Source organism: Salipiger sp. PrR007, from assembly GCF_010499845.1.
Classification (GTDB): domain Bacteria; phylum Pseudomonadota; class Alphaproteobacteria; order Rhodobacterales; family Rhodobacteraceae; genus Salipiger; species Salipiger pacificus_A.
The window spans coordinates 81,588-104,690 of record NZ_JAAGOZ010000011.1 but is presented as its reverse complement, the minus strand read 5'-3'; the positions used below and the strand labels follow the sequence as shown (position 1 = coordinate 104,690).

21 protein-coding genes are annotated in these 23,103 nt (G+C 67.0%); 13 read left to right on the top strand and 8 right to left on the bottom strand.

All coding sequences use genetic code 11. From position 1 onward, the window contains the following. The first annotated feature begins 430 nt into the window (after positions 1-430). Positions 431-3,415: an isoleucine--tRNA ligase gene (gene ileS / locus G0Q01_RS03685; RefSeq protein ID WP_164190451.1), complete on the top strand. Its 2,985-nt coding sequence runs from the start codon at positions 431-433 to the stop codon at positions 3,413-3,415. A gap of 259 nt (positions 3,416-3,674) precedes the next feature. On the opposite strand, the gene G0Q01_RS03680 is transcribed toward ileS, so the two are convergent. Together G0Q01_RS03680 and G0Q01_RS03675 are read right to left on the bottom strand one after the other, a co-directional pair. Continuing rightward, on the bottom strand, positions 3,675-4,196 hold the full coding sequence (locus G0Q01_RS03680; protein WP_164190449.1) for an acyloxyacyl hydrolase: 522 nt from the start codon (positions 4,194-4,196) through the stop codon (positions 3,675-3,677). A 129-nt stretch (positions 4,197-4,325) separates the two neighbouring features. Continuing rightward, a complete protein-coding gene (locus G0Q01_RS03675) occupies positions 4,326-4,781 on the bottom strand; it encodes a low molecular weight protein-tyrosine-phosphatase (protein WP_164213016.1) in 456 nt (151 codons plus the stop codon). A gap of 88 nt (positions 4,782-4,869) precedes the next feature. On the opposite strand from G0Q01_RS03675, the gene G0Q01_RS03670 reads away from it, so the two are divergent. Next, positions 4,870-5,592 carry an NAD-dependent deacylase gene (locus tag G0Q01_RS03670; RefSeq protein WP_164190444.1) on the top strand — a complete coding sequence of 241 codons (723 nt, stop codon included), beginning with the start codon at positions 4,870-4,872 and terminating at the stop codon, positions 5,590-5,592. Here the strand turns inward: G0Q01_RS03670 and G0Q01_RS03665 are convergent. The 5 genes from G0Q01_RS03665 to G0Q01_RS03645 all read right to left on the bottom strand — a co-directional run bounded on the left by G0Q01_RS03665 (position 5,582) and on the right by G0Q01_RS03645 (position 11,330). Continuing rightward, positions 5,582-6,013: a copper chaperone PCu(A)C gene (locus tag G0Q01_RS03665; protein WP_164190442.1), complete on the bottom strand. Its 432-nt coding sequence runs from the start codon at positions 6,011-6,013 to the stop codon at positions 5,582-5,584. The two genes, G0Q01_RS03670 and G0Q01_RS03665, sit on opposite strands and share 11 nt — an antisense overlap. Before the next feature lie 202 nt (positions 6,014-6,215). Continuing rightward, entirely contained in the window at positions 6,216-6,506 is a 291-nt protein-coding gene (rpmB, locus tag G0Q01_RS03660) for a 50S ribosomal protein L28 (protein ID WP_092429714.1), read from the bottom strand. A 117-nt stretch (positions 6,507-6,623) separates the two neighbouring features. After that, positions 6,624-7,619 carry a methylmalonyl Co-A mutase-associated GTPase MeaB gene (meaB, locus tag G0Q01_RS03655; protein WP_164190440.1) on the bottom strand — a complete coding sequence of 332 codons (996 nt, stop codon included), beginning with the start codon at positions 7,617-7,619 and terminating at the stop codon, positions 6,624-6,626. A gap of 171 nt (positions 7,620-7,790) precedes the next feature. Further along, positions 7,791-10,256 (bottom strand): ATP-dependent helicase HrpB, encoded by a 2,466-nt coding sequence (hrpB, locus tag G0Q01_RS03650; protein ID WP_164190437.1) that lies wholly within the window; start codon positions 10,254-10,256, stop codon positions 7,791-7,793. 123 nt (positions 10,257-10,379) lie between these two features. Then, positions 10,380-11,330 (bottom strand): lytic transglycosylase domain-containing protein, encoded by a 951-nt coding sequence (locus G0Q01_RS03645; protein ID WP_164190535.1) that lies wholly within the window; start codon positions 11,328-11,330, stop codon positions 10,380-10,382. A gap of 384 nt (positions 11,331-11,714) precedes the next feature. Here G0Q01_RS03645 and G0Q01_RS03640 point away from each other — a divergent pair, with 384 nt between their 5' ends. The 11 genes from G0Q01_RS03640 (at position 11,715) to G0Q01_RS03590 (ending at position 22,234) form a co-directional block, all read left to right on the top strand. Continuing rightward, positions 11,715-11,897 (top strand): hypothetical protein, encoded by a 183-nt coding sequence (locus G0Q01_RS03640; RefSeq protein ID WP_164190435.1) that lies wholly within the window; start codon positions 11,715-11,717, stop codon positions 11,895-11,897. 296 nt (positions 11,898-12,193) lie between these two features. Next, positions 12,194-13,051 carry a Flp pilus assembly protein CpaB gene (gene cpaB, locus G0Q01_RS03635; protein ID WP_164190433.1) on the top strand — a complete coding sequence of 286 codons (858 nt, stop codon included), beginning with the start codon at positions 12,194-12,196 and terminating at the stop codon, positions 13,049-13,051. 203 nt (positions 13,052-13,254) lie between these two features. Continuing rightward, positions 13,255-14,673 carry a type II and III secretion system protein family protein gene (locus tag G0Q01_RS03630; protein WP_164190431.1) on the top strand — a complete coding sequence of 473 codons (1,419 nt, stop codon included), beginning with the start codon at positions 13,255-13,257 and terminating at the stop codon, positions 14,671-14,673. A 22-nt stretch (positions 14,674-14,695) separates the two neighbouring features. After that, positions 14,696-15,343, top strand: a complete 648-nt coding sequence (locus G0Q01_RS03625; protein WP_164190428.1) for an OmpA family protein — start codon at positions 14,696-14,698, stop codon at positions 15,341-15,343. Positions 15,344-15,545: 202 nt separating this feature from the next. Further along, positions 15,546-16,796, top strand: coding sequence for an AAA family ATPase (locus tag G0Q01_RS03620; RefSeq protein WP_164190426.1), 1,251 nt, complete (start codon positions 15,546-15,548; stop codon positions 16,794-16,796). A gap of 12 nt (positions 16,797-16,808) precedes the next feature. Next, a complete protein-coding gene (locus G0Q01_RS03615; protein ID WP_164190424.1) occupies positions 16,809-18,248 on the top strand; it encodes a CpaF family protein in 1,440 nt (479 codons plus the stop codon). A gap of 3 nt (positions 18,249-18,251) precedes the next feature. Continuing rightward, a complete protein-coding gene (locus G0Q01_RS03610) occupies positions 18,252-19,217 on the top strand; it encodes a type II secretion system F family protein (protein WP_108964811.1) in 966 nt (321 codons plus the stop codon). A 10-nt stretch (positions 19,218-19,227) separates the two neighbouring features. After that, positions 19,228-20,196, top strand: coding sequence for a type II secretion system F family protein (locus G0Q01_RS03605; RefSeq protein ID WP_164190422.1), 969 nt, complete (start codon positions 19,228-19,230; stop codon positions 20,194-20,196). Positions 20,197-20,206: 10 nt separating this feature from the next. Continuing rightward, a complete protein-coding gene (locus G0Q01_RS03600) occupies positions 20,207-20,794 on the top strand; it encodes a tetratricopeptide repeat protein (RefSeq protein WP_164190419.1) in 588 nt (195 codons plus the stop codon). A gap of 62 nt (positions 20,795-20,856) precedes the next feature. Then, positions 20,857-21,717, top strand: a complete 861-nt coding sequence (locus G0Q01_RS03595; protein ID WP_164190417.1) for a lipopolysaccharide assembly protein LapB — start codon at positions 20,857-20,859, stop codon at positions 21,715-21,717. A 10-nt stretch (positions 21,718-21,727) separates the two neighbouring features. Then, entirely contained in the window at positions 21,728-22,234 is a 507-nt protein-coding gene (locus G0Q01_RS03590) for a prepilin peptidase (protein WP_203594884.1), read from the top strand. Here G0Q01_RS03590 and G0Q01_RS03585 read toward each other — a convergent pair. Continuing rightward, a complete protein-coding gene (locus G0Q01_RS03585) occupies positions 22,213-23,025 on the bottom strand; it encodes a pyrroline-5-carboxylate reductase (RefSeq protein WP_164190415.1) in 813 nt (270 codons plus the stop codon). The genes G0Q01_RS03590 and G0Q01_RS03585 overlap by 22 nt on opposite strands. Between the last annotated feature and the right edge of the window lie 78 nt (positions 23,026-23,103).

Below are 23,103 nucleotides of genomic sequence, written 5' to 3'. Positions count from 1 at the left end.
GATACCGGTTGAGTGTCAGGATGGCGCCGCGTTGGAGGATAAGAACCCGATACGCACCGAGAGATCCCGCTTTTCCAAACCGCACGCAATTTCAGGCATCCCGCCGCCAGATATCCGCGCGCAGTTGGCACATCCCCGCCGCCCCGCTCGCGGACCGGCGGCGCCGCGCCGGTTTGCCTAGCGTCCAAAGGGGGATTTCCGCGCATTTCCCCTGCGCCCGACCGACGCCTTCGCGGCAGTTCGCGGCTGCGTGCAACCACTGGACCATCGCGAGTCGGATGCCTATAAGGCGGCCATGATGCCCCGCACTGCGATCATCATTCGAATTACATGCCCGGCGCTCTGTTAACTAGAGCCGCCGGGACAAGGCGTATGGACCGCCGCGCCGACCTTTCTCAGACATCCGACATAACTTCCGGGACCGCAGAACATGTGCGCCGACACCACCACCCAGACGCCTGACTACAAGGACACGCTGAACCTTCCGAAGACCGAGTTCCCGATGCGCGCGGGCCTGCCCAAGCGCGAGCCCGAGTGGCTGGAACGCTGGGCGAAGATCGGCGTCTACGACCGCCTCCGCGACAAGGCCGAGGACGGCAGCCGCACCCCCTTCACGCTGCACGACGGCCCGCCCTATGCCAACGGTCACCTGCATATCGGCCACGCGCTGAACAAGACGATCAAGGACATGATCGTCCGTTCGCACCAGATGATGGGCCACGATGCGCGCTACGTGCCGGGCTGGGACTGCCACGGCCTTCCGATCGAATGGAAGATCGAGGAGCAGTACCGCAAGAAGGGCAAGAACAAGGACGAGGTGCCGGTCATCGACTTCCGGCAGGAATGCCGCAAGTTCGCCGAAGGCTGGGTCGACATCCAGCGCGACGAGTTCAAGCGCCTCGGCATCACCGGCAACTGGGACGATCCCTATCTCACCATGGCGTTCCACGCCGAGCGGGTGATCGCCGAGGAGTTCCAGAAGTTCCTGATGAACGGCACGCTCTACCAGGGCTCGAAGCCGGTCATGTGGTCGCCGGTCGAGAAGACCGCGCTGGCCGAGGCCGAAATCGAGTACCACGACCACAAGTCGCACACGATCTGGGTACCGTTCCAAATCGTCTCGGGCGGCCATGTGGCGCTGCCGCAGGGCGAGGATGACGACTATGCCGGGGCCGACACCGAACTGCTGGCCGAGGAGCTGCAAAAGGCGCGCGTGGTGATCTGGACAACCACCCCCTGGACCATCCCCTCGAACAAGGCCGTCGCCTTCAACCCTGCCATCGAATACGGGCTCTACGAGGTCACCGCGACCCCCGAGGAATGCTGGTGCTCGGTGGGCGATCTCTACGTCGTGGCCGACAAGCTGGCCGGCGACGTCTTCAAGGCCGCCCGGCTCGCGCCCGAGATGGTCGCGCGCAAGCGCGGCGTCTCGGCGGACGAGCTGTCGAGCCTCACCCTCGCCCACCCCTTCGCCGGCATCGACGGCGCAGACGGATTCTGGGACTACGAGGTGCCGATGATCGACGGCGAGCACGTCACCGATGACGCCGGCACGGGCTTTGTGCACACCGCGCCCAGCCACGGCGCCGACGACTACGAGTGCTTCGTCAAGCGCAACTGGATCGACCGGATGACCCACAACGTCGGCGAGGACTCCGAGTTCCTGCCGCATGTGCCGTTCTTCGCCGGGCTGACCGTCTTCGACAACAAGGGCAAGGAAGGCAAGGCCAACACCGCCGTGATCGCCAAGCTGGTCGAGGCAGGCGGCATCATCGCGCGCGGCCGCGTCACCCACTCCTACCCGCACAGCTGGCGCTCCAAGGCGCCGGTGATCTTCCGCAACACGCCGCAGTGGTTTGCCGCCATCGACCGCGACGTGAACGACGGGCAGGACGAGAACGGCAAGACCATCCGCGACCGCGCCCTCACCTGCATCGACCAGGTGAAATGGACGCCGCAGTCGGGCCGCAACCGCCTCCACTCGATGATGGAAGCGCGTCCGGACTGGGTGCTCTCGCGCCAGCGCGCCTGGGGCGTGCCGCTGACCTGCTTCACCAAGAAGGGCGCCCTGCCCACTGACGAGGGCTTCCTGCTGCGCGATCCCGCAGTCAACGCGCGCATCTGCGAGGCCTTCGAAGTCGAAGGCGCCGATTGCTGGTATGCCGAGGGTGCCAAGGAGCGCTTCCTCGGTGCGGAGTACAACGCCGATGAGTGGGAGCAGGTCTACGACGTGCTCGATGTGTGGTTCGACTCCGGTTCGACCCACGCCTTCGTGCTGCGCGACCGCGCCGACGGCACCAAGGACGGCATCGCCGACGTCTACATGGAAGGCACCGACCAGCACCGTGGCTGGTTCCACAGCTCGCTGCTGCAATCGGTCGGCACCACTGGTCACGCGCCCTATCGCAACGTGGTCACCCATGGCTTCACGCTGGACGAGAAGGGCAACAAGATGTCCAAATCGCTCGGCAACACCATCGTGCCCGAAGAGGTCATCAAGCAGTACGGCGCCGACATCCTGCGCCTCTGGGTCGCCCAGACCGATTATACCGCCGACCAGCGGATCGGGCCGGAGATCCTCAAGGGCGTTGCCGACAGCTACCGTCGCCTGCGCAACACCATGCGCTTCATGCTCGGCGCGCTTGGCCACTTCGAGGAAAGCGACCGGATCGAGCCGGCTGACATGCCCGAGCTGGAACGCTGGGTGCTGCACCGCCTCGCCGAACTGGATGACGTGGTGCGCGAAGGCTACCGCGCCTACGACTTCCAGCACGTGTTCCAGCAGGTCTTCACCTTCTGCACCGTGGACCTGTCGGCCTTCTACTTCGATATCCGCAAGGACGCGCTCTACTGCGACGGCGACACTGCCCGCCGCAAGGCCGCGCGCACGGTCATGGACCTGCTCTTCCACCGGCTGACAACCTGGCTCGCGCCGGTGCTGCCCTTCACCATGGAAGACGTCTGGCTGGACCGTTTCCCGGGCGAGCAGAGCTCGGTGCACCTGCAGGACTTCCCGCAGACCCCGGCCGACTGGCGCAACGCCGCGCTGGCCGAGAAGTGGGGCAAGGTCCGCATGGCCCGCCGTGCCGTCACCGCGGCGCTGGAGATCCAGCGCACCGAGAAGGTCATCGGCGCTTCGCTCGAAGCCTTCCCGGTGGTCCATGTCGAGGACGCGGCGATGCTCGAGGCCCTGAAGACGGTGGCCTTCGAGGACATCTGCATCACCTCGGACATCGCGCTCACCGCCGACCCCGCCCCCGCCGAGGCGTTCCGGATGGCGGATGTGCCGAACGTCGGCGTGGTCTTCGAGAAAGCCGAAGGCGAGAAGTGCCAGCGCTGCTGGAAAATCCTCCCCGACGTCGGCACCCACAGCCACGCATCCACCTGCGCCCGCTGCGACGCGGCGCTGGGGTAAGCCGCCCGAGGCAAAGCACCCCTGCCCCGCATCGCCGCGGCGGTGCGGTTTTCCGGGGAGCACCTGAAGAAAGATCAGAGGGCCGGGGCGCATTGCTCCGGCCCTCTGGTTTTGTCCGGCTGCCTCAGATCTCGCTGGGCGCCTCTTCTGGATCCCGCACCAGAACGCAACCGACCTTCAGCAGGTTGGCGATCGGCCACGGCACGCAAAAAGGGGCGTCCGAACCGGACGCCCCCTCGGCACGCAATCGGTGCGTCGCTCAGCGCGTCGGGATGCTCACCCGCAGTTGCACCGTCTCGATGCCCGGGTTGTTGTCGTAGATGTCGGCGTTGGAGCGGTGGTCGTAGCTGAGACCGACCCGCCATCCCTGGTTGAACTCGTAGCCCAGCTCGATGCCCGAACGGAACTCGAGCGGGCCGCCGAGGTCAAAGCCGCCGTTGTCCATGTAAATCCCCGGCATGAGATGAAGCTCGGCATAGAAGGGGCTGTAGCCGAAGTTCTTCTTGTAGGTGGCGCCATAGCCGAGCCAGCCTTCGCCATCTTCGGTCATCGACACGCCGATGGCCTGACCGAAAGGCCCGAACTTGCGCCCGAAGTCATAGCGCAGGTAGGCCTCGCCCTTGGCCTCGGCCTGGCGCTCGACCACGCTGCCCAGAGAGAAGGCCACGCGCGGCTGCGTCTCGTTCGGCCCGAGGCAGCCCTCGGCCGTGCCGCAATAGTTCATCCCCATGTCGGTGAGGCCACCGATCAGCATCAGCACCGCGAAGGTTCCGTTGGCCATTGTGCTCTCCTGTCTGCTCCGGCGCTTGTCGCGCCGTCAAATCCTGGCGTCTGCATGGCGCAGGAATGCGGCGCTGTCCACCCGGCGGACAGGCTCGGGAAACCGGCGCATCCGCCAAGCCACAGCGTCTCAGCGCGCCAGTCGCGCCTGCAGCCCATCGGCGGCCCTCTCGACCAGATCGAGCGTCCCGTCGAAATCCCGCGTATAGTAGGGATCCGGTACCTCGGTGGCGCCGGTTTCGGGGGCATAGTCGGCAAAGAGCGCCAGCTCCGCCCCGCCGCCCGCCGGGCGGATCGCCTCGAGATTGGCCATGTTCGCCTCGTCCATCGCCAAGATCAAATCGAAGTGATGAAAGTCCTCGCGCGAGACCTGACGCGCGCGAAGACCCGACAGGTCGTACCCCCGCGCCTTTGCCGCCCGCTGCATCGGGCCGTAGGGCGGCTCGCCCACGTGCCAGTCGCCGGTTCCGGCGCTGTCGATCTCGAGCCTGAGCCCGCGTGCCTCGGCCATCGCGCGCAGCACCCCCTCGGCCGAGGGGGAACGGCAGATATTGCCCAGGCAGACAAAGAGGATACGGTAGGTCATGCGGGTCTCCTTCGAGCCCCGTGATAGCGCGAAGGCAGCGGCGATACAAAGCGGCCCGCGTAGCGCAGCAGGCAATTTTGGGGGCACCATGGCAGCGCAGGGCAGCACCGCAGAAAAGATCGTCATCCTCACCGGCGCAGGAATTTCTGCCGAGAGCGGACTCGGCACGTTCCGCGATGAGGGAGGACTCTGGGCGCAGCACAGGATCGAGGACGTGGCGACCCCCGAGGGATTCGCCCGCAACCCGCAACTGGTGCACGACTTCTATAACGCCCGCCGCGCGCAGGCCGCCGAGGCCGCGCCGAATGCCGCCCATGCAGCGCTGGCGCGCCTCCAGCAGGAACACACGGGAGAGGTGGTTCTCGTCACCCAGAACGTCGACGGGCTGCACGAGAAGGCTGGCGCGGCGGCGATCCACATGCACGGCGCGCTGGAGGGCGCGCTCTGCGCCGCCTGCGGCGCGCGCTGGCCGGCGCCGCTGGTCATGCGTCCTGCCGATCCCTGCCCTGACTGCGGCCGCCCCGCCACCCGCCCTGACATCGTATGGTTCGGCGAGATGCCCTACTTCATGGATGAAATTGCCGAACACATCGGTGGCTGCGACCTCTTCGCCGCCATCGGCACCTCGGGACAGGTCTACCCGGCGGCGGGATTCGTTCAGGAGGCGGCCTTCGCCGGGGCGCATACGGTCGAGCTGAACCTTGGCGGCAGCGACACCTCGCGCAGCTTTTCCGAGCACCGGGTCGGCCCCGCCAGCCGGATCGTCCCGCTCTGGGTCGAGGAGATTCTCTCGCGCGCGCTCAGCGGCTGAGTTCGACCGGCACCTCGATGCGAATCTCCCCCGCCCGCTCGAAGCTGAGGGTGAGGCCGAGCGTCGCACCCGCGTCGAGCGGCTCCGTCAGACCCATCAGCATCACGTGATCGCCGCCGGGCGCGAAGACATGGCTGCTCCCAGCGGGAATCACCACGCCGCCTTGGTGCGCGGTCATCGTCATCACGCCGCCCGCCCCTTCGGAACTCCCGTGCAGCATGGTTTTCGCGGCGCTTTCGGAACTGGCCCCGAGCAGCACCTCATCTTCGGACCCGTCATTGTGCAGCTCGAGATAGACCGCGGCGGTAGGCGCAGAGGGCATCGCGGCCCGCGCGTAGGCCTCTTCGATGCGGATATCGGCACGCGCCGACCCGACTGTGGACAATGCCAGAACAGTGGCAGCGAAGATCTTCAGGCACATTCTAAGCAATTCTCCCCAAGTGAACGCAATGCTTGGGAATTCGTGGACCATCCACACGGCTGCCGCAAGGGGATGACGTGTGGACAATTCATGTCCAATCAGCACGCCACATGAAGGCGCACCTGACTTAAAGCAATGGAAACAAAAGAAAACAGCCCCAGAGCACAAGGCTTCGGGGCTGTGGAAATCTCTGTGGGCAGGATCAGGCCTGAGCGGCCTGTGCCTTGGCGATTTCTTTTTTCACTTTCAGGGCATTGGCGCTGAGTTCGACGTCCTTCGCCTTGGCGAGGAACTTGTCGAGGCCACCACGGTGGTCAACCGAACGCAGGGCCGAAGCCGAGATGCGCAGTTTGACGCCGCGGCCGAGAGTCTCGGACTGCAGGGTCACATCGTTCAGGTTCGGCAGAAAGCGACGCTTGGTCTTGTTGTTGGCGTGGCTCACGTTGTGGCCCGTCATCGGGCCTTTGCCGGTCAGTTCGCATACGCGCGACATTGGGTCCATTCCTTCATGTCTCGGGGCGAAAGCGGGCCTTCCGCCAATATCAAAGGGCGCCGCTTGCACAGCGCCCGGAATCTGGTCGGGCTTCTCTAGCTCCAAGCCCCATCGGCGTCAAGAGCCCTTCCCGGCATAGCCCCGCAGATAGGTGTCGAGGATGTCCTCGGCCGCCCGGGCCGGGCTGAGCTGCCCCTCCTCGACCCGGCGTGCCAGCGCCTCCATGGCGCCGCGGACAGGCTCCTTGCGCAACCGGGCGAGGAGGCCCTCGCGCACCTCGGCCTCGAACCAGTGGCGCGCCTGCTCCGCCCGCCGAGCGGCAAACTGCCCCGACTCGCGGCGCCAGCCCACCAGCGCCTGCATCTCATCCCAGGCCTTGGCGAGTCCCGCCTCCTCCAGCGCCGAGACCGTCAGCGCCTTGGGAAAGCCCTCCGGGTCCTGCGGGCGCTTGCGCAAGAGCCGCAGCGCCCCCGCGTAATCGGCGCAGGTGCGCATGGCGGCGCTTTTCAGCTCGCCGTCGGCCTTGTTGACGAGGATGATGTCGGCGCTCTCCATGATGCCGCGCTTCACCCCCTGCAGCTCGTCGCCCCCGGCGGGAGCCAGCAGCAGCACAAAGAGATCGGACATGTCGGCCACCATGGTCTCGGACTGGCCGACCCCGACGGTCTCGATCAGGATCACATCGAAACCGGCCGCCTCGCAGAGGCCGATCGCCTCGCGCGTCCGCCGCGCCACGCCGCCGAGCTGCGCCTGCGCTGGCGAGGGACGGATGAACGCATTGCGGTCCCGTGACAGCCGCTCCATGCGGGTCTTGTCACCAAGGATCGACCCGCCCGAGCGCGCCGAAGAAGGGTCCACAGCCAGCACCGCTACCTTGAGACCCTGCCCGGTGAGCATCATGCCGAAGGCTTCGATGAAGGTCGATTTGCCCACCCCGGGCGTACCCGAGAGACCGATCCGCAGTCCCTGGCGCCCGCCGCCGCGCAGCCGGTCGAGCAGCGCCGTCGCCTGCGCGCGGTGATCGGCCCGGCCGCTTTCCACAAGCGTGATTGCCCGCGCCAGCGCGCGCCGTTCGCCGGCCTCGATGCGTGCCGCCAGATCCTCGATATCCATGCCACCTCGCTCCGTTTGCGCTCGATTTGCGCCGCCTGCGCCCGCAATGTCCACCCGCGGGGTCTTCCTTCCAGGCAAAAATTTTTGGTGCCGGTGCCCGCTCTTGGCCTGCCCTTACCCCCCCGGCCTATTTGGAAAGAGAACCTTTTTGGAAAGAGACGAAGCGACAGGTCACGTGCCGCGGGGCTTGGCGCGGAGCGTGGGGTCGGCCTCGCGTGGGTCCTCGGGCCAGGGGTGGCGCGGGTACTGCGCCTTCATGTCCTTGCGCACGTCGGCATAGGAGCCCGCCCAGAAGCCCGGCAGGTCCATGGTGGTCTGCACCGGTCGGCGGGCGGGCGAGAGCAGCGTGACCCGCAATGGCACCTTGCCGACCATCGGGTGTGTGCGCTGGCCGAACATCTCCTGGATGCGCAGCGTGATCTCGGGGTGCTCGCCCGAGTAGTCGATCGGAATCTCGCGCCCGAGCGGCGTGGTGAACTTGCCCGGAACCTTGGCGTCGAGCGCCTGCATCTGCCCCCAGTCGAGCCGGGACCGCAGGGCGGGAAGCAGGTCGAAGCGTTTCCAGTCCTCGACGCTCTTCACGCCATTCAGGAAGGGCAGCAGCCAGTCCTCGATCCCGGCCATCAGCGCCTCGGGCCCCATGTCCGGCAAGTCGAGCCCGGCGGCGCGGCCGATCTCGACACGGGCGCAGAACCGGCGGGCGGCGTCGGAGAGCGGGATGCCCAGGTCGCGCACCCCGTCCAGCATTGCGCGGGAGATTGCCTCGGCGGGCGCATCTTTCCACTGCCGGTCATCGAGCGCCAGCACGCCGAAGCGCTCCTGCCGCCGGGCAATGACCCTGCGCTCCCGCCTCGACCATTCGCAGACCTCGTGCCAGCCGATTTGCTCGGAGAAGAGCGCGCGCAGCTCGGACTCGGCGATGGGGATGGCCTGGCGGATGCGCGCCTCGCGCGGGTTGCCGTCCGTGTCCGTCACCACAATGAGCCGGGTCTGCGCCAGCGGGTCGGCCTCGTCCATCACCGCGCCCTTGCCGCCGGAGAGCTGGTAGCGCGGCGCATCGCCCTTGCGGCGCAGCCCGATGCGGTCGGGATAGGCGAGCGCGGCCTGCGCGGCTGGCGAGAGCCGCTCGCCGCTCTCGGCAGCCTGCCCTACGCCAGCGGCGCGCGCGAGCCGCCTGGTCTCTTGCTTGATCCGCTCGAGCGCGGCGCGGGTCACCTCGAAGGGGCGGCTCTGAGTGAAACGGCGCAGGTCTCGGATGGCCTCGAGGCGGTAGCTGAGGTCGGACGGGGCGCCGCGCAGCGGGTCGCGCTCGGCCAGCAGCGCGGCGAGCGGCGCGGCCTCGGGACCGGCGAGGCTGAGCATATGCGCCAGCCGCGGGTGCAGCGGCAGCCGGGCGAGCTGGCGGCCATGGGCGGTGATACGCCCTTGCGCGTCGAGCGCGCCGAGCATCGTCAGCAGCGCCTGCGCCTCGGCAAAGGCGCCTGGGTGGGGCGCGGTGAGGAACGGCAGCTCCTCGGGCGTGGCACCCCAGCGCGCCAGCTCCAGCGCCAGCCCGGCAAGATCGGCGGTCTCGATCTCGGCGGGGGGGAAGGCCTGCAGCGCGCCCTCCTCGCCCCGGGTCCAGAGCTTGTAGGCGATCCCCTCGGCGACGCGGCCACCGCGGCCGGCGCGCTGGGTGGCCTCGGCGCGGGTGACCTTCTCGGTCACCAGCCGCGACATGCCCGAGCCGGGATCGAAGCGCGCCCGGCGGGCGCGGCCGCCGTCGATCACCACGCGGATGTCCTCGATGGTCAGCGAGGTCTCGGCGATGGAGGTGGCGAGCACCAGCTTGCGGATGCCGGATCCCGGCGGCTCGGGGCGGATCGCGGCGCGCTGCGCGGCGAACTCCATGGCACCGAAGAGCGGACGAATGGTGACGTCCTTGGACAAGCGGCCCTTGAGCAGCCCCTCGGTGCGGCGGATTTCGCCTTCGCCCGGCAGGAAGGCCAGCAGCCCTCCCTGGGTCTCGGAGGCTGCCTGCACGATGAGATCGGCCATGGCCTGCTCGAAGCGCTGGGTCTTCGGCACCGAGCGCTCGAGCCAGCGCGGCTCGACCGGGAAGCTGCGGCCCTCGGAGGTAATGACCGGCGCCTGCATCAACTCGCCCACGGGGCCCGCGTCGAGCGTGGCGGACATGGCGAGCAGGAGAAGATCGTCGCGCAGCGCCCCGGCAATCTCGAGGCAGAGCGCGAGACCGAAGTCGGCGTTGAGCGAGCGTTCGTGGAATTCGTCGAAGATCACCGCGCCGACACCGGGCAGGTCGGGGTCGGACTGGATCATCCGGGTGAGGATGCCCTCGGTCACCACCTCGATGCGGGTCGCCTTCGAGGTCTTGCTCTCGCCGCGGATGCGGTAGCCGACGGTCTCGCCCGGTGCCTCGCCCAGCGTCTCTGCCATGCGCGTCGCGGCAGCGCGGGCGGCAAGCCTGCGCGGCTCGAGCATGACGATGCGGCCCGGCGTCAGCCCGGCCTCGAGCATGGCGAGCGGCACCCGGGTGGTCTTGCCCGCGCCCGGCGGTGCCTGCAGCACGGCGCGCCCCTGCGCGCGCAGGGCGGAGATGAGCTCGGGAAGGGCGTCGTCGATGGGCAGTTTTTGCATGCGCGAGGTTATGCGGGATCGCGGGCGCGGCGTCGAGAGCCGGGATATGGACGTCTCCGCCGCCGTCGCGCTGCTCACGCCTTTCCCGGGGTATGTCGACCTAGAAGACGGGCGCGGCCCTGCTCAGTTGGCAGAGACACGGAAGACGCAGCCGTCGGAGAGCAGCTGCGGCGGGGTGAGGCACAGTCCCTTGGCGACGGTGAAGGCGGCGAGCACCTTGGGGATATAGTCGCGGGTCTCGGCGTAGGGCGGAACGCCCTGGTATTGCGGGATCGAATTCTCACCGGCGTTGTAGCCCGCCAGAACGAGGATCGGATCGCCGTCGAAGCGCTCCATGAGGAAGTCGAGGAAGGCAACGCCGCCGCGGATGTTCTGCACCGGATCGAGCACGTTGGCGACGCCGAAGCGCGCGGCGGTCGCGGGCATGAGCTGCATGAGGCCCTGTGCCCCTGCCCGGCTGACCGCATCGCTGCGTCCTCCCGACTCAACTGCCATAACAGCCAGTGCCAGCGCCGGCGAGACGCGGGTGCCCACCGTGGCCTTGAGCAGCTCGAGGCCATAGCCCGCCGCTATATCCTGCAGCTGCTGCAACCGTGGCGCCCCCACCCCGGCCCCCTGCGGCGGTTTGCCGAGGCTGAGCAGCGCCGGCTCGAGCCGTCCCGGCCCGGAGGCCGAGAGCTCCGGAGAGACCGCCTGCCAGAACCAGGCGTAGCTGCCCGCGCCCTTGGCGCGCCCCGGGGCGCTGCCGGGGACACTGCCGGGGATAGGCGCGGCTTCGGCGCCAGCCTGCGGCAGCGGCAGGGGTTTCGGCGGCGGCGGCGCGATCTGCACGGTGATGCGCTTCGTCGCGCCCGGCTTCGGCGGGGTCACCCGCTTGGCGGAGAACTCGGGAAAGGGCGGCGGCGTCTCTGCCGCCAGCGGCCCGGCGATCAGCGCGAGCGCAAGCGCCGCCGCGAGCGCGGGCGCACGAAGAAAGGAATGGGGGATCGCGCCTGCGGTCACTGCTGCCTCGTCTGCCAGGTGTGCCGGCACCCCGGCCGGATGCCCTGCCCGGGTCTGCGCCCGGCTGATCATGTCGCGGTTCACCAACGGAATCGCGCGCCCTGCTCGAGGCGCGCCTGCGAACTGCTTCGTGCACGAGTCTCGCACAGATTGCGAAGTCAACCAAGATTCTCTGGTATGCGTGTGAAAAATTGGGGCCTTGGCGCCTCGAACGGGCGTTCTTTTGCCAGAAATGGCGTAGGGTTTGATATTTTACATATATAAATCAGACCCTTGATAAACATTCCAAAAACCCTTTCCCGACTATAAAAACAATCCGATTGCGCCAAAGTCCCGCCTCATTCCGACGGCTTTATAGGTTCCAGGCCGCAAGGGACTGGGCAATGAGAGAGGCCCGCGACAGCCCCCGCAGCGGTTGACGAGAGAGAGAGCAAACTGGATTTACGGAGAGAGACAATGCTGAAATTTATCAAAACCTTCCGCAACGACGAAGATGGCGCAGTCACTGTGGACTGGGTCGTTCTGACCGCAGCCGTGGTCGCCATGGCAGCCGGCGCCTACACGCTGATCGACACCCAAGTCGACAACGCACTTACCCGTGTCGGCACGAACCTCACCGCCACAACGCCGGTAAACTAATAACAAGTGCCCGCAAGCGCGGGCATCGAGAACAAGCGTTGTCGCCGCGGGATCAACATCCTGCGGCGACACTATCTTTGGCGGGAGTTGTCGCGGAGTGGACCACCCCTACCACATGTCCGACTTCATGGCGCCACTGGCGCGGTAAACACCCGCCGCCATGATGGCCCAGGACCGGCCATTTTTCACCACAATCCGCACGTAACACCCTCCTTGGGCCGCGCATGGGAAACCTGCGCTGATGTGACAGATGTAGCGCCTGGGGCCGGTCCGGCCCGCTATCGAAAGGGACAGAGATGCGACTGCTATTCGGACTGGTTCTCATCGCGGGGCTCGGCCTGGCCGGCTTCGCCGTCTACCTGGCTCAGAATTACATCGGCGCTTACCAGGTCGCCCTGGAAAAAGAGCGCGAGAAATCCGTCGAGGCGGTGCCCACCAAGCAGATCTACGTGACCACCCGCGCCATCTCCCACGGGCAGATCATCACCCCCGAGGACGTTCGGCTTGCCCCCTGGCCGCTCGAAATCCTTCCCGAGAACGCCTTCGACGCGAACACCCAGCTCTTCAAAGAGGGCGATGCGCCCCGCCTTGCGATGCGCCCGCTCGAGAAGTTCGAAGCCCTGGTGCCGATCAAGATCAGCGAGCCGGGCGGCGACGCCGGGCTGACCTCGCGCCTCGAAAAAGGCCAGCGCGCCTTTGCCATCAAGGTCGACGTGCACACCGGCGTGTCGGGCTTCCTGCGCCCCGGCGACCGGGTCGACGTGTATTGGACCGGGCGCATGCCCTCGGAGGACCCCCGGCAGTCCCGCGGCGAGTTCACCAAGCTGATCCAGGCCGGCGTGCGGTTGATCGCCATCGACCAGACCGCCGACATGGACGATGCAGACGTGAACATCGCCCGCTCGGTGACCGTGGCCGCCACCCCGCAGGAGATCGCCTCGCTGGCGCAGGCGCAAAGCTCGGGGCGGCTGTCGCTCTCGCTGATGAACGCCAACGACCAGACCGTGGCCGACGTCATCGAGGTGGACCAGCGCGTCATGCTCGGCCTCGAGCCGCCGGAAGAACAGCAAAAACAAGCGCTCGCCCAGACCTGCACCACCCGCGTGCGGCGCGGCGGCGAGGTGGCGGACATCCCGATCCCCTGCACGAACTGATACGGAATCAACAGCTTGCACAGGGGGCGCCAAATCGGCGTCCCCTGTTTCATTGCCGTCTCCGAGCCGGATGTTGCCCGGGGTCCACACCAAGGACCGGCGCGAAGTCATTGATTCTTGATTGGAAACAGGTTTGCGCGCAGACTGCGCGCAAAGGCGGGCGCCACGACCCGCTCCCGAGGCGTGATCGAAAGGCAGGTCACATGAAAGTCGAAAATTTCCTCAAGGCGGCCCTGTTCGGGCTGGCGCTGAGCGTGACTGCCCTTCCCCCGAGCGCGCGGGCCGAGAACCTGCGGGTTGTGCGTACCGGAACCGAAACTGCGCTGAACGTGCCGATGAACCGCGCCGTGGTGGTCGAAAGCGACTCGCCCTTCGCCGAGCTTTCCATCGCCAACCCGGCGATCGCCGACATCTCCTCGCTGTCGGACCGGACGATCTACGTGCTTGGAAAGACGCCCGGCACCACGACGCTGACCATCCTCGACGAGAACGGCCGCCTGATCACCAATGTCGATGTGCGCGTCGCCGCCGATGTCACCGAGTTCAAGGAACGGCTGCGGCAAATCCTGCCCGGCGAGAACATCGAGGTGCGCACCGCCAATGACGGCATCGTGCTCTCGGGCACCGTGTCGAGCACCCAGAAGCTCGACCGCGCGCTGGATCTTGCGCAGCGCTACGCGCCCGAGCGGGTGTCGAACCTGATGTCGGTGGCCGGTGTGCAGCAGGTCATGCTGAAGGTGCGCTTCGCAGAGATGCAGCGCTCGGTTGCCAAGACCCTGCGCAGCTCGCTGTCGCTGGGCGGCGACCTGCTGGGCGGCGATCTTGGGCTGGCCTCCGAGACCGGAAGCTGGATCGACGGCGACAATGCGCTTGGCTCGCCGGTCACTGTGGCCGCCGGCACAGAGGGGGCCGCGGTCTTCGGCTTCAACGCCGGCGGGCTCGAGGTGGGCATCCTGCTCGAGGCGCTGGAATCCAAGGGCGTGGTCCGTACGCTGGCCGAACCGAACCTCACCGCGCTCTCCGGGCAGGAGGCGAAATTCCTCGCGGGCGGCGAATACCCCGTTCCGGTGGCGCAGCAGGAAGGCACGATCTCGGTCGACTTCAAGCCCTTCGGCGTCGAGCTGAACTTCATTCCGCGGGTCGTCGACGGCGATCTGATCAACCTCGAACTGAAGGCCGCGGTCTCGTCGATCGACAGCTCCAACGGCTTCGACCAAGAGCAAATCCACATTGACGCCTTCCGCCGCCGCGAGACCTCGACCACCGTCGAGATGCGTGATGGCGAGAGCTTTGCTATCGCCGGCCTGCTGCAGGACGACTTCACCGATCTGAACGGACAGGTTCCCTGGCTCGGCGACGTGCCCGTGCTCGGAGCGCTCTTCCGCAGCGCCGAATACAGCCGACAGCAGTCGGAGCTGGTCATCATCGTGACGCCGCACCTGGTGACCCCCACCCGCGGCCAGGCGCTTGCGCTGCCCACCGACCGGGTGAAGCCGCCCTCCGAGCGGGACCTGTTCCTCTATGGCCGGACCACCGCCGAGGGCAACCGCCCGGTGAAGGGCGCGGCTGGCGAGGTCGCCAAGCAGGACTTCAGCGGCTCCTACGGCTATGTGATGGATTGATCCGATGCAGGCACGACAGCAAATGACCGGCTTCCCCATGCTCCGGATCGCAAGCGCCGCCGCGGGTCTGGCCCTGCTCGCCGCCTGCTCGCCGAATGAGAGCGGCTCCGCCGTCGACGGTGGCACCTTCGGCAATTCCACGATGACCAACACGCTGGTGATGACCGGTCAGCAGGGCTACGTGCACGATCTTTCGGCCCGCTTTGCCGCCGAAGTGCCCAGCATGGTGACCTTCGCCTTCAACAGCAGCCAGCTCGACGCCGAGGCGCAGGCCATCCTGCGCCAGCAGGCCGACTGGATCCGCCAGTTCCCCGAAATCAGGTTCCGCGTCTACGGGCACACCGACCTCGTCGGCAGCACCAGCTACAACAAGACGCTCGGGCTGCGCCGGGCGCAGGCCGTGGTCAGCTACCTCTCGACGCTCGGAATCTCGCGTGGCCGGCTCGAGGCGGTTGTTTCCTATGGGGAAACACAACCGTTGGTCGTCACCGAGGGCCGCGAGCGCCGCAATCGTCGCACCGTGACCGAGGTCTCGGGATTCGTTGCCGGCCATCCCGCCCTGCTGGATGGAAAATACGCCGAGGTGATCTACCGCGAGTATGTCCGCAGCGCTCAACCCGAGACTGTGCTGACCGGCACGTCTCTGTCGCAGTCCGGTAGCGGCTCTTAAGATACGCCGCCTTATCGTCCGACAATTCCGTACAATTACGGAAATTCGGACAAAATGTTGCCCCACTTGACCGACAATTTCTGTCCCAGCGGGTCGCTCCCGGCACGGCTTTCGAGTCGGGGCACAGAGCGGCGGGCGGGGCGCGGTTGCGGATGCACGCACCCTTTGCCACCGCCCCCGCGAGAGGCAAAGGACAAGAAGAATGACCACATCTCCCGAGCGGCAGCCTGCCCCTGCGCCCATCCTGGCCTGCACCATCAGCCGGGACGTACAGGCGTTCGACCTGCTCATCGAGGACATGGAAGCGCTTTTGGGCGAAGCCTGGGGGGATCTCGGCTTCGAGGATGCGCTGACCTTCCTCGGCCAGCCCGACGCGGCATCGCTGGAGTTCATCGCGCTCGCCATAGACAGCGAGGACGAGGACAACCTGCCGCTGCTCGGCCAGGTCATTGCCCGCGCAACCGAGCGGGGCATCAAGGTGGTGCTGATCGCCGACGATGTGACTCCCGCGTCATTGCACAAGCTGCTGCGCGGCGGGGCCGACGAATTTGCCCCCTACCCGCTGCCCGAGGGCGAGTTGGAGGCCGCCGTGATGCGCTTGCGCGCCCGCGCCGAGGCCGCCCGCGCCGCAACCATGGCCCCGCCTGCGCCAGAAACGGTGACCCTGAAGGGTGGCGGCGACGGCGTGCTGATCGCGGCGCAAGGTCTCTGCGGCGGCTGCGGCACCACCACCTTTGCCGTCAACCTCGCCTGGGAGCTTGCCACCGTGCGCAAGGGCGGCGCGCCCCGCGTCTGCCTGATCGACCTCGGCCTGCAGTTCGGCACCATCGCCACATACCTCGACCTGCCGCGCCGCGACGCGGTCTTCGAACTGCTCAGTGACATCCCCGCGATGGACGGCGACAGCTTTGGTCAGGCACTGGTGAACTACGACGACAAGCTGAGCGTGCTCACCGCGCCGCCGGATCTGCTGCCGCTCGACATTCTCTCGCCCGAGGACGTGAAGGCCCTTCTCGACACCGCGCGCGACCATTTCGATTTTGTCGTGGTTGACCTGCCCAAGACCATCGCCCACTGGACCGAGACGGTGCTGACCGAATCCCAGGTCTATTTCGCGCTGATCGAGCTCGACATGCGCTCGGCGCAGAACGCGCTGCGCCTGAAGCGCGCGCTGCAGTCCGAGGACCTGCCCTTCGAGAAGCTGCGCTTCGCGCTGAACCGCGCGCCGAAGTTCACCGACCTCCAGGGCAAGACCCGCGCCAAGCGCATGGCCGAGAACCTCGGGATCGAGATCGGCCTGCAGCTGCCCGATGGCGGCAAGCAGGTCCAGATGGCCGGCGACCACGGCCTGCCGCTGGCCAAGCAGGCGGCGAAGAACCCCCTGCGCAAGGAAATCGCCAAACTGGCCGGCGAGCTCTACGCCATCGGCCAGTCGGATGCGGAAGCCGCGTGATAGGAGCCCGCAATGTTCTCGCGTTACAAGAAATCCCCGCCCCCGCCCGCCGCCATCCCGGCGGAGCCGCCAAAACCCAAGATGGTGCCAGTCGAGGCCGCTGACCGGCCGCAGGCAATGCGCAAGCCGTCGCCCAAGCGCGCGGCTGAACCGGGACCGCAGGACCGCGAGAAGAAGCGCAAGGAGCGCATGGGCGAGATCAAGCTCGACCTGCACCGCGCCCTGCTCGACAACCTCAACCTCGCCGCCATCGACCAGGCCAGCGAGGCGGAACTGCGCGAGGAAATCGCCGCGATCGCCACCGAGTCGCTGCAGGAAAAAGGCATCGTGCTGAACCGCGAGGAACGCAGCACGCTGAACCAGGAGCTCTACGACGAGGTCAAGGGCCTCGGTCCGCTGGAGACCCTGCTCAAGGATGACACGGTCTCGGATATCCTGGTCAACGGTCCGCACCAGATCTTCGTCGAACGCAGCGGCAAGCTGCAGCTCTCGGACGTGACCTTCAAGGACGAGCGCCACCTGATGCGGATCATCGACAAGATCGTGTCGGCCGTGGGCCGGCGCGTCGATGAATCCAACCCCTATGTCGACGCCCGTCTCGCCGACGGCTCGCGCTTCAACGCCATGGTGCCGCCGATCGCCGTCGACGGCTCGCTGGTGTCGATCCGGAAATTCAAGAAGGACAAGCTCGGCATCGACGACCTGGTGCAGTTCGGCGCCTTCACCGAAGAGATGGCCGTCTACCTGCAAGCCGCCGTCGCCACCCGCCTCAACATCATCGTCTCGGGCGGTACCGGTTCGGGCAAGACCACGACGCTCAACGCGCTTTCCTCCTTCATTGACGACGCCGAGCGCATCCTGACCATCGAGGACACGGCGGAACTCCAGCTCCAGCAGACCCACGTCGGCCGCATGGAAAGCCGCCCGCCGAACGTCGAGGGCAAAGGCGCGGTCACCCCGCGCGACTGCCTCAAGAACGCTCTGCGGATGCGCCCCGACCGCATCATCGTCGGCGAAACGCGCGGCGAGGAAGTGATCGACATGCTGCAGGCAATGAACACCGGCCACGACGGCTCGATGACCACGATCCACGCCAACAACCCGCGCGACGCCATCTCGCGCCTCGAGAACATGATCGCCATGGCCGGCGTCGAGATGCCGCTGAAGGCGATGCGCAGCCAGATCTCCTCGGCCGTCAACGTGCTGGTGCAGGCCAGCCGCCTTCAGGACGGCTCGCGCCGGATGACCTCGATCACCGAGATCACCGGCATGGAGGGCGATGTGATCTCGATGCAGGAGGTGTTCCGCTACCAGCGGGTCGGCCTCACCCCCGACAACAAGATCATCGGGCATTTCACCGCCACCGGGGTGCGCAGCCACTATTCCGAGCGCTTCCGCATGTGGGGCTACGACGTGCCGCCCTCGATCTACGAACCCTTCCGGCCGGAGTAACCCATGCTCAGCGCAGAACCGATTATCTATGGCCTGATCTTTATAGGTGTGCTGGTGCTGGTAGAGGGCATCTACCTCGTCGCATTCGGCAAATCGATCCGGCTGAACAGCAAGGTCAACCGCCGGCTGGACATGCTCGGCAAGAACACCTCGCGCGAGGACGTGCTGGCGACGCTCCGCAAGGAGATGGACCAGCATGGCAACAACCGCGGCATCCCGCTCTATTCCCTGCTGGCGGACCGGGCGCAGAAAGCGGCGCTTGCCTTCACCCCGCAGCAGCTCATGCTGATCATGGTCGCGGTCAGCATCTTTGCCTTCTTCGCGCTCAGCCTCGCCACCGGGGCCTCGCTGCCCGTGCGGCTGGTGATGGGGATCGGCATCGGTGTCGGCGGCGTCTACATGTGGGTCAACGGCAAGGCCAAGAAGCGCCTGTCGCTGATCGAGGAGCAATTGCCCGACGCGGTTGAGCTGATGGTGCGCAGCCTGCGCGTCGGCTACCCGTTCAGTTCCGCGATCAGCATCGTCTCGAAAGAAATCAAGGACCCGCTGGCGACCGAATTCGGCGTGATATCGGACGAGGCGACCTATGGCCGCGACATCGGCGAGGCGCTCAAACACATGGCCGAGCGGCTGGACATGCAGGATCTGCGCTTCCTCGCCGTGGCGGTCAGCATCCAGCAGCAGTCGGGTGGCAACCTCGCCGAGATCCTCGAAGGTCTGGCCAAGGTGATCCGCGCCCGCTTCCGCCTGTTCCGCCGGGTGAAGGCGATCACCGCCGAAGCGCAATGGTCCGGAAAGTTCCTCTCGGGGTTCCCGGTGTTCGTGCTGCTCGCGATCCAGGTGCTGGATCCGCACTACTACGACGGGGTTATCGATCACCCCCTCTTCATCCCCGCCTGTTTCGCCGTGGCCATCTTTCTGGTTCTGAACCTGATCGTCATGCGGATCCTGGTGAACATCAAAGTTTGAGGCGCACGCCATGCTCGACACGCTCAACACCCTGATCACCGCGCAGCTCGGCCCCGCCGGCCCGCTGCTGGTGGTTGCCGGCCTCGCCTTCCTGCTCATCCTCGCCAGCATTCCGCTGATGCTGCGCTCGCGCCCCGATCCCATGGACAAGCTGCGCGAGACCGCGCGCCAGACCATGGAAAAAGAGACGCGCGCGGTGCTCCGCGACACCCGGCGCAACGAGAAGTTGAACAAGTACGCGCAGTACCTCGAACCGACCACCGAGGAAGAACTCGGCGCGGTCCGCAAGAAGCTGATGCAGGCGGGCTACCGCTCGCGCGATGCGGTGCGGCTCTACTACCTCGCGCAGATGACGCTTGGTCTGGGGCTGCTGGCCATCGGCTCGGTCTATTACCTCATGGTGCTCGACACGCCGGATGCGCCGCTGACCACCAAGCTCATGTGGATGCTCGGTCCGGGCGCCGCGGGCTACATGGCGCCGAAGTACTGGGTCACCCGCCGCGTCGAGGAGCGCCGCCAGCAAATCGAGGAAGGTTTCCCGGACGCGCTCGACATGATGCTGGTCTGCGTCGAGGCTGGCCAGTCGCTCGACCAATCGATCAACCGCGTCGCAAGCGAGCTGCGCGCCTCCTATGCCGCGCTCGCCGACGAGTTCGAAATCGTCTGCCACGAGCTCAAGGCGGGCAAGGACAAGACCGCGGTGCTCGCGGACATGGGTGAGCGCTGCGGGGTGCACGACGTGTCGTCCTTCGTGGTCGTGCTGAACCAGGCGGCGAGCTTCGGCACCTCGATCGCCGATGCCCTGCGCGTCTACGCCGGCGAGATGCGTGACAAAAGGGTCATGCGCGCCGAGGAAAAGGCAAACAAGCTGCCGACAAAGATGACGCTGACCACTATGATGCTGACGGTGCCCCCGTTGATGATCATCCTCGTCGGACCGTCGATCGTGGGCCTCGGCCAGTTCAGCGCCAACTTCTAGACTCGGCAGAATGCATCCACGTCCAGTTTGTGCCACCATCGCCCTGCTCTGTCTGGCCGCCTGTTCCACGGGCGGCCTTGATGGTTTCGGCGCGCCCGAGACGTTGGAGCAGCAGGACGGGACACCCTTCGCCCCCACGCTTGATCCAAGGGGTGCGGAGGTGGACCAGTTGCTGGTCGGCCATCGGCTGATGCAGGCGGGCGAGCCCGAGCTCGCGCTCGAGGCTTTTACCCGCGCCGCCGGCCGCGACGGTCTCACCGGCGAGGTGCTCAGCTCGCTCGGCTCGGCCAACCTCGCGCTGGGGCGCCTCGGGCAGGCCGAGACCCTGCTGCGCCGCGCCGTCGAGGTCGAGCCGACCTGGCCCGAGGCCTGGAACAATCTCGGCGTGGCGCTGATGGAAAGCGGCCAGACATCGGAGGCGGCAGAGATATTCCGGCGGGCCTATGCGCTCGACAATGGGGAAAGTGACGCAATTCGAGACAATCTGCGCTTGGCGCTCGCAAAGCGGGACGATACCGGTTATGATCCGGCGCAAAATCAAGACTATAGGCTGGTTCGCCGGGGCAGTGGCAGTTTCCTGATCCGGCGCGAGGGCTGAGGCCGCAAAGACGGCACAGACCAGCCAGCAAAAGAGGTCCGAGCAGCAAGAGGACGCAGGAAATGCGCCACCCGAGAGTTTTGATCGCCCTTTTGGCGGGCCTTGTGGCCTTGTCCGCCTGCGAGAAGGAAATCGACAAGGACGCGGTGGATCGCGAATTTTCCGGCGTTAACGCGATCGACGGAGCCGGGCTGACCGAGATCATGCTCACCGCCGGCGACCCCGACGAGGCCGTGGCCTATTTCTCGCGCAGTGCCGAACAGGACCCCGCCCGCATCGATTTTCAGCGCGGCCTTGCCAAATCTCTGATCCGCGCCAAGCGCTACCCCGAAGCGACCAGCGCCTGGACCCAGGTCGTCGCCCACGAGGGATCGTCCAACGAGGACCGCGTCTCGCTCGCCGACGCGCTGATCCGCAACAACAACTGGGAGCGGGCCGAGCAGGTGCTCGACGGCATCCCCCCCACCCACGAGTCCTTCCAGCGCTACCGGCTCGAAGCGATGATCGCCGACAGCCACCAGGAATGGCAGAAGGCCGACAGCTTCTACGAGGTCGCCTCGGGGCTGACAACCAAGCCCGCCTCGGTGCTGAACAACTGGGGATACTCCAAGCTTTCGCGCGGTGACTACGCCGATGCCGAAAAGCTCTTTGCCGACGCCATCCGCCAGGACCCCAAGCTGTTCACGGCCAAGAACAACCTGGTTCTGTCGCGCGGCGCGCAGGGCAACTACGCGCTGCCGGTCATGCAAATGACCCAGGTCGAGCGCGCCGAGCTGTTGCAGACGCTGGGTCTCGCCGCGGTGAAGCGCGGCGACGTGGAGATCGGCAAGGGCCTGCTGCGCGACGCGCTGGAAACCCATCCGCAGCATTTCGAAGCCGCCGCCCGCGCATTGGATGCGCTGGAAGGCACGGTGACGAACTGAGGCCGGAGACATGCTGGTGATCTCCGCAACCGCCGCGATCTGGTTCTTGCCCCTGGTCCTGGTGGTGTGCCTCTGGGTGTGCTTCACCGACATGAAATACATGCGGATCCTCAACAAGGCGGTGATCGCGCTCTTTGCGATCTTCGTGGTCATCGGCCCCTTCGTGCTGCCACTGGACTCCTATGCCTGGCGCTACGTGCAGATGCTCGCGGTGCTGGTCGCGGGGATCGCGCTCAATGCCGGGGGTGCCGTCGGGGCGGGCGACGCAAAATTCGCCGCCGCCGCCGCCCCCTTCATCCACCTCGGCGATCTGCGCTTCGTGATGGCGCTGTTTGCCGCGACGCTGCTGGCCGCCTTTGCCAGCCACAGGCTGGTGCGCGCCAGCCCGCTGCGCAAGCTCGCGCCCGACTGGAAGAGCTGGCAGAGCGGCAGCCGCTTCCCCATGGGGCTGGCGCTGGCCGGAACGCTCGGGCTCTACCTGCTGCTCGGCGCGCTCTACGGCGCGACCCCGGGCTGAAGCCCCTGCTCCGCGATCTCGCGGGTGCGCGCCACGGCGGCATCGAGCCCCGCGTCCACCGCGGCCTGCAGCCCCGCCGACCGCATCGCCAGCAGCCCGGCGGCCGTGGTGCCCGCGTAGTCGATCATCTCCTCGACGTGCTCCTCCGGCGTAGGAGCCGTCTCGGCCAGCATCTGCCCCGACCCCAGGAAGAGCTGCCGCACCGCCATATCGGCCACCTCCGGCGCCACGCCGCGGCGCGCAGCATAGTCGGCCATCGCGGCGGCAAACTGCGCAACAAAACCCGGCACCGGGCCAGTGAGCGCGGTGAAGACCTCGATCTCCGCCTCGTCCGCGACCTGGACCGTGGTGCCGCATGCCCCCAGAAGCGCCGCCACCCGCGCGGCATCCTCGCCCCCGAGATCCCCGCACCAGGGCGAGAAAGCCAGCCGCTGCGCCGCCGCCGGGCTCGACATGGCGCGCACCACGCGCTCGGCGCCAGTCTGCGCGGCGATCCGGGCCCGCGAGACCCCGGCCATGACCGAGATCACCAGCTTGCCCGAGGCCGCCATCTCCAGCGCCTCGAAGTGTGCCGGCGGCACCGAAAGGATCACCACCTCGCAGGCCCGGACCAGCGCCTGCGCATCGGCGGTGACCTGAACCCCCTCGGGCAGGTCACCACGGTTGGCGGAGCGGTTGGCCACCCACAGCGACTGGGGCGCCACCACGCCGCTCGCAAGCAGGCCCGCCACCATGCTCCGCCCCAGCATCCCCGTGCCGCCGATCACCCCGACCGTCATATGATCCGCCATCCTGGTCTCCCGTCGCAAGTCGCGCCAGTCTCGCCCGCCCCACCCATTCGCGCAAGCCGCCCCGGCAATTCCCGCACC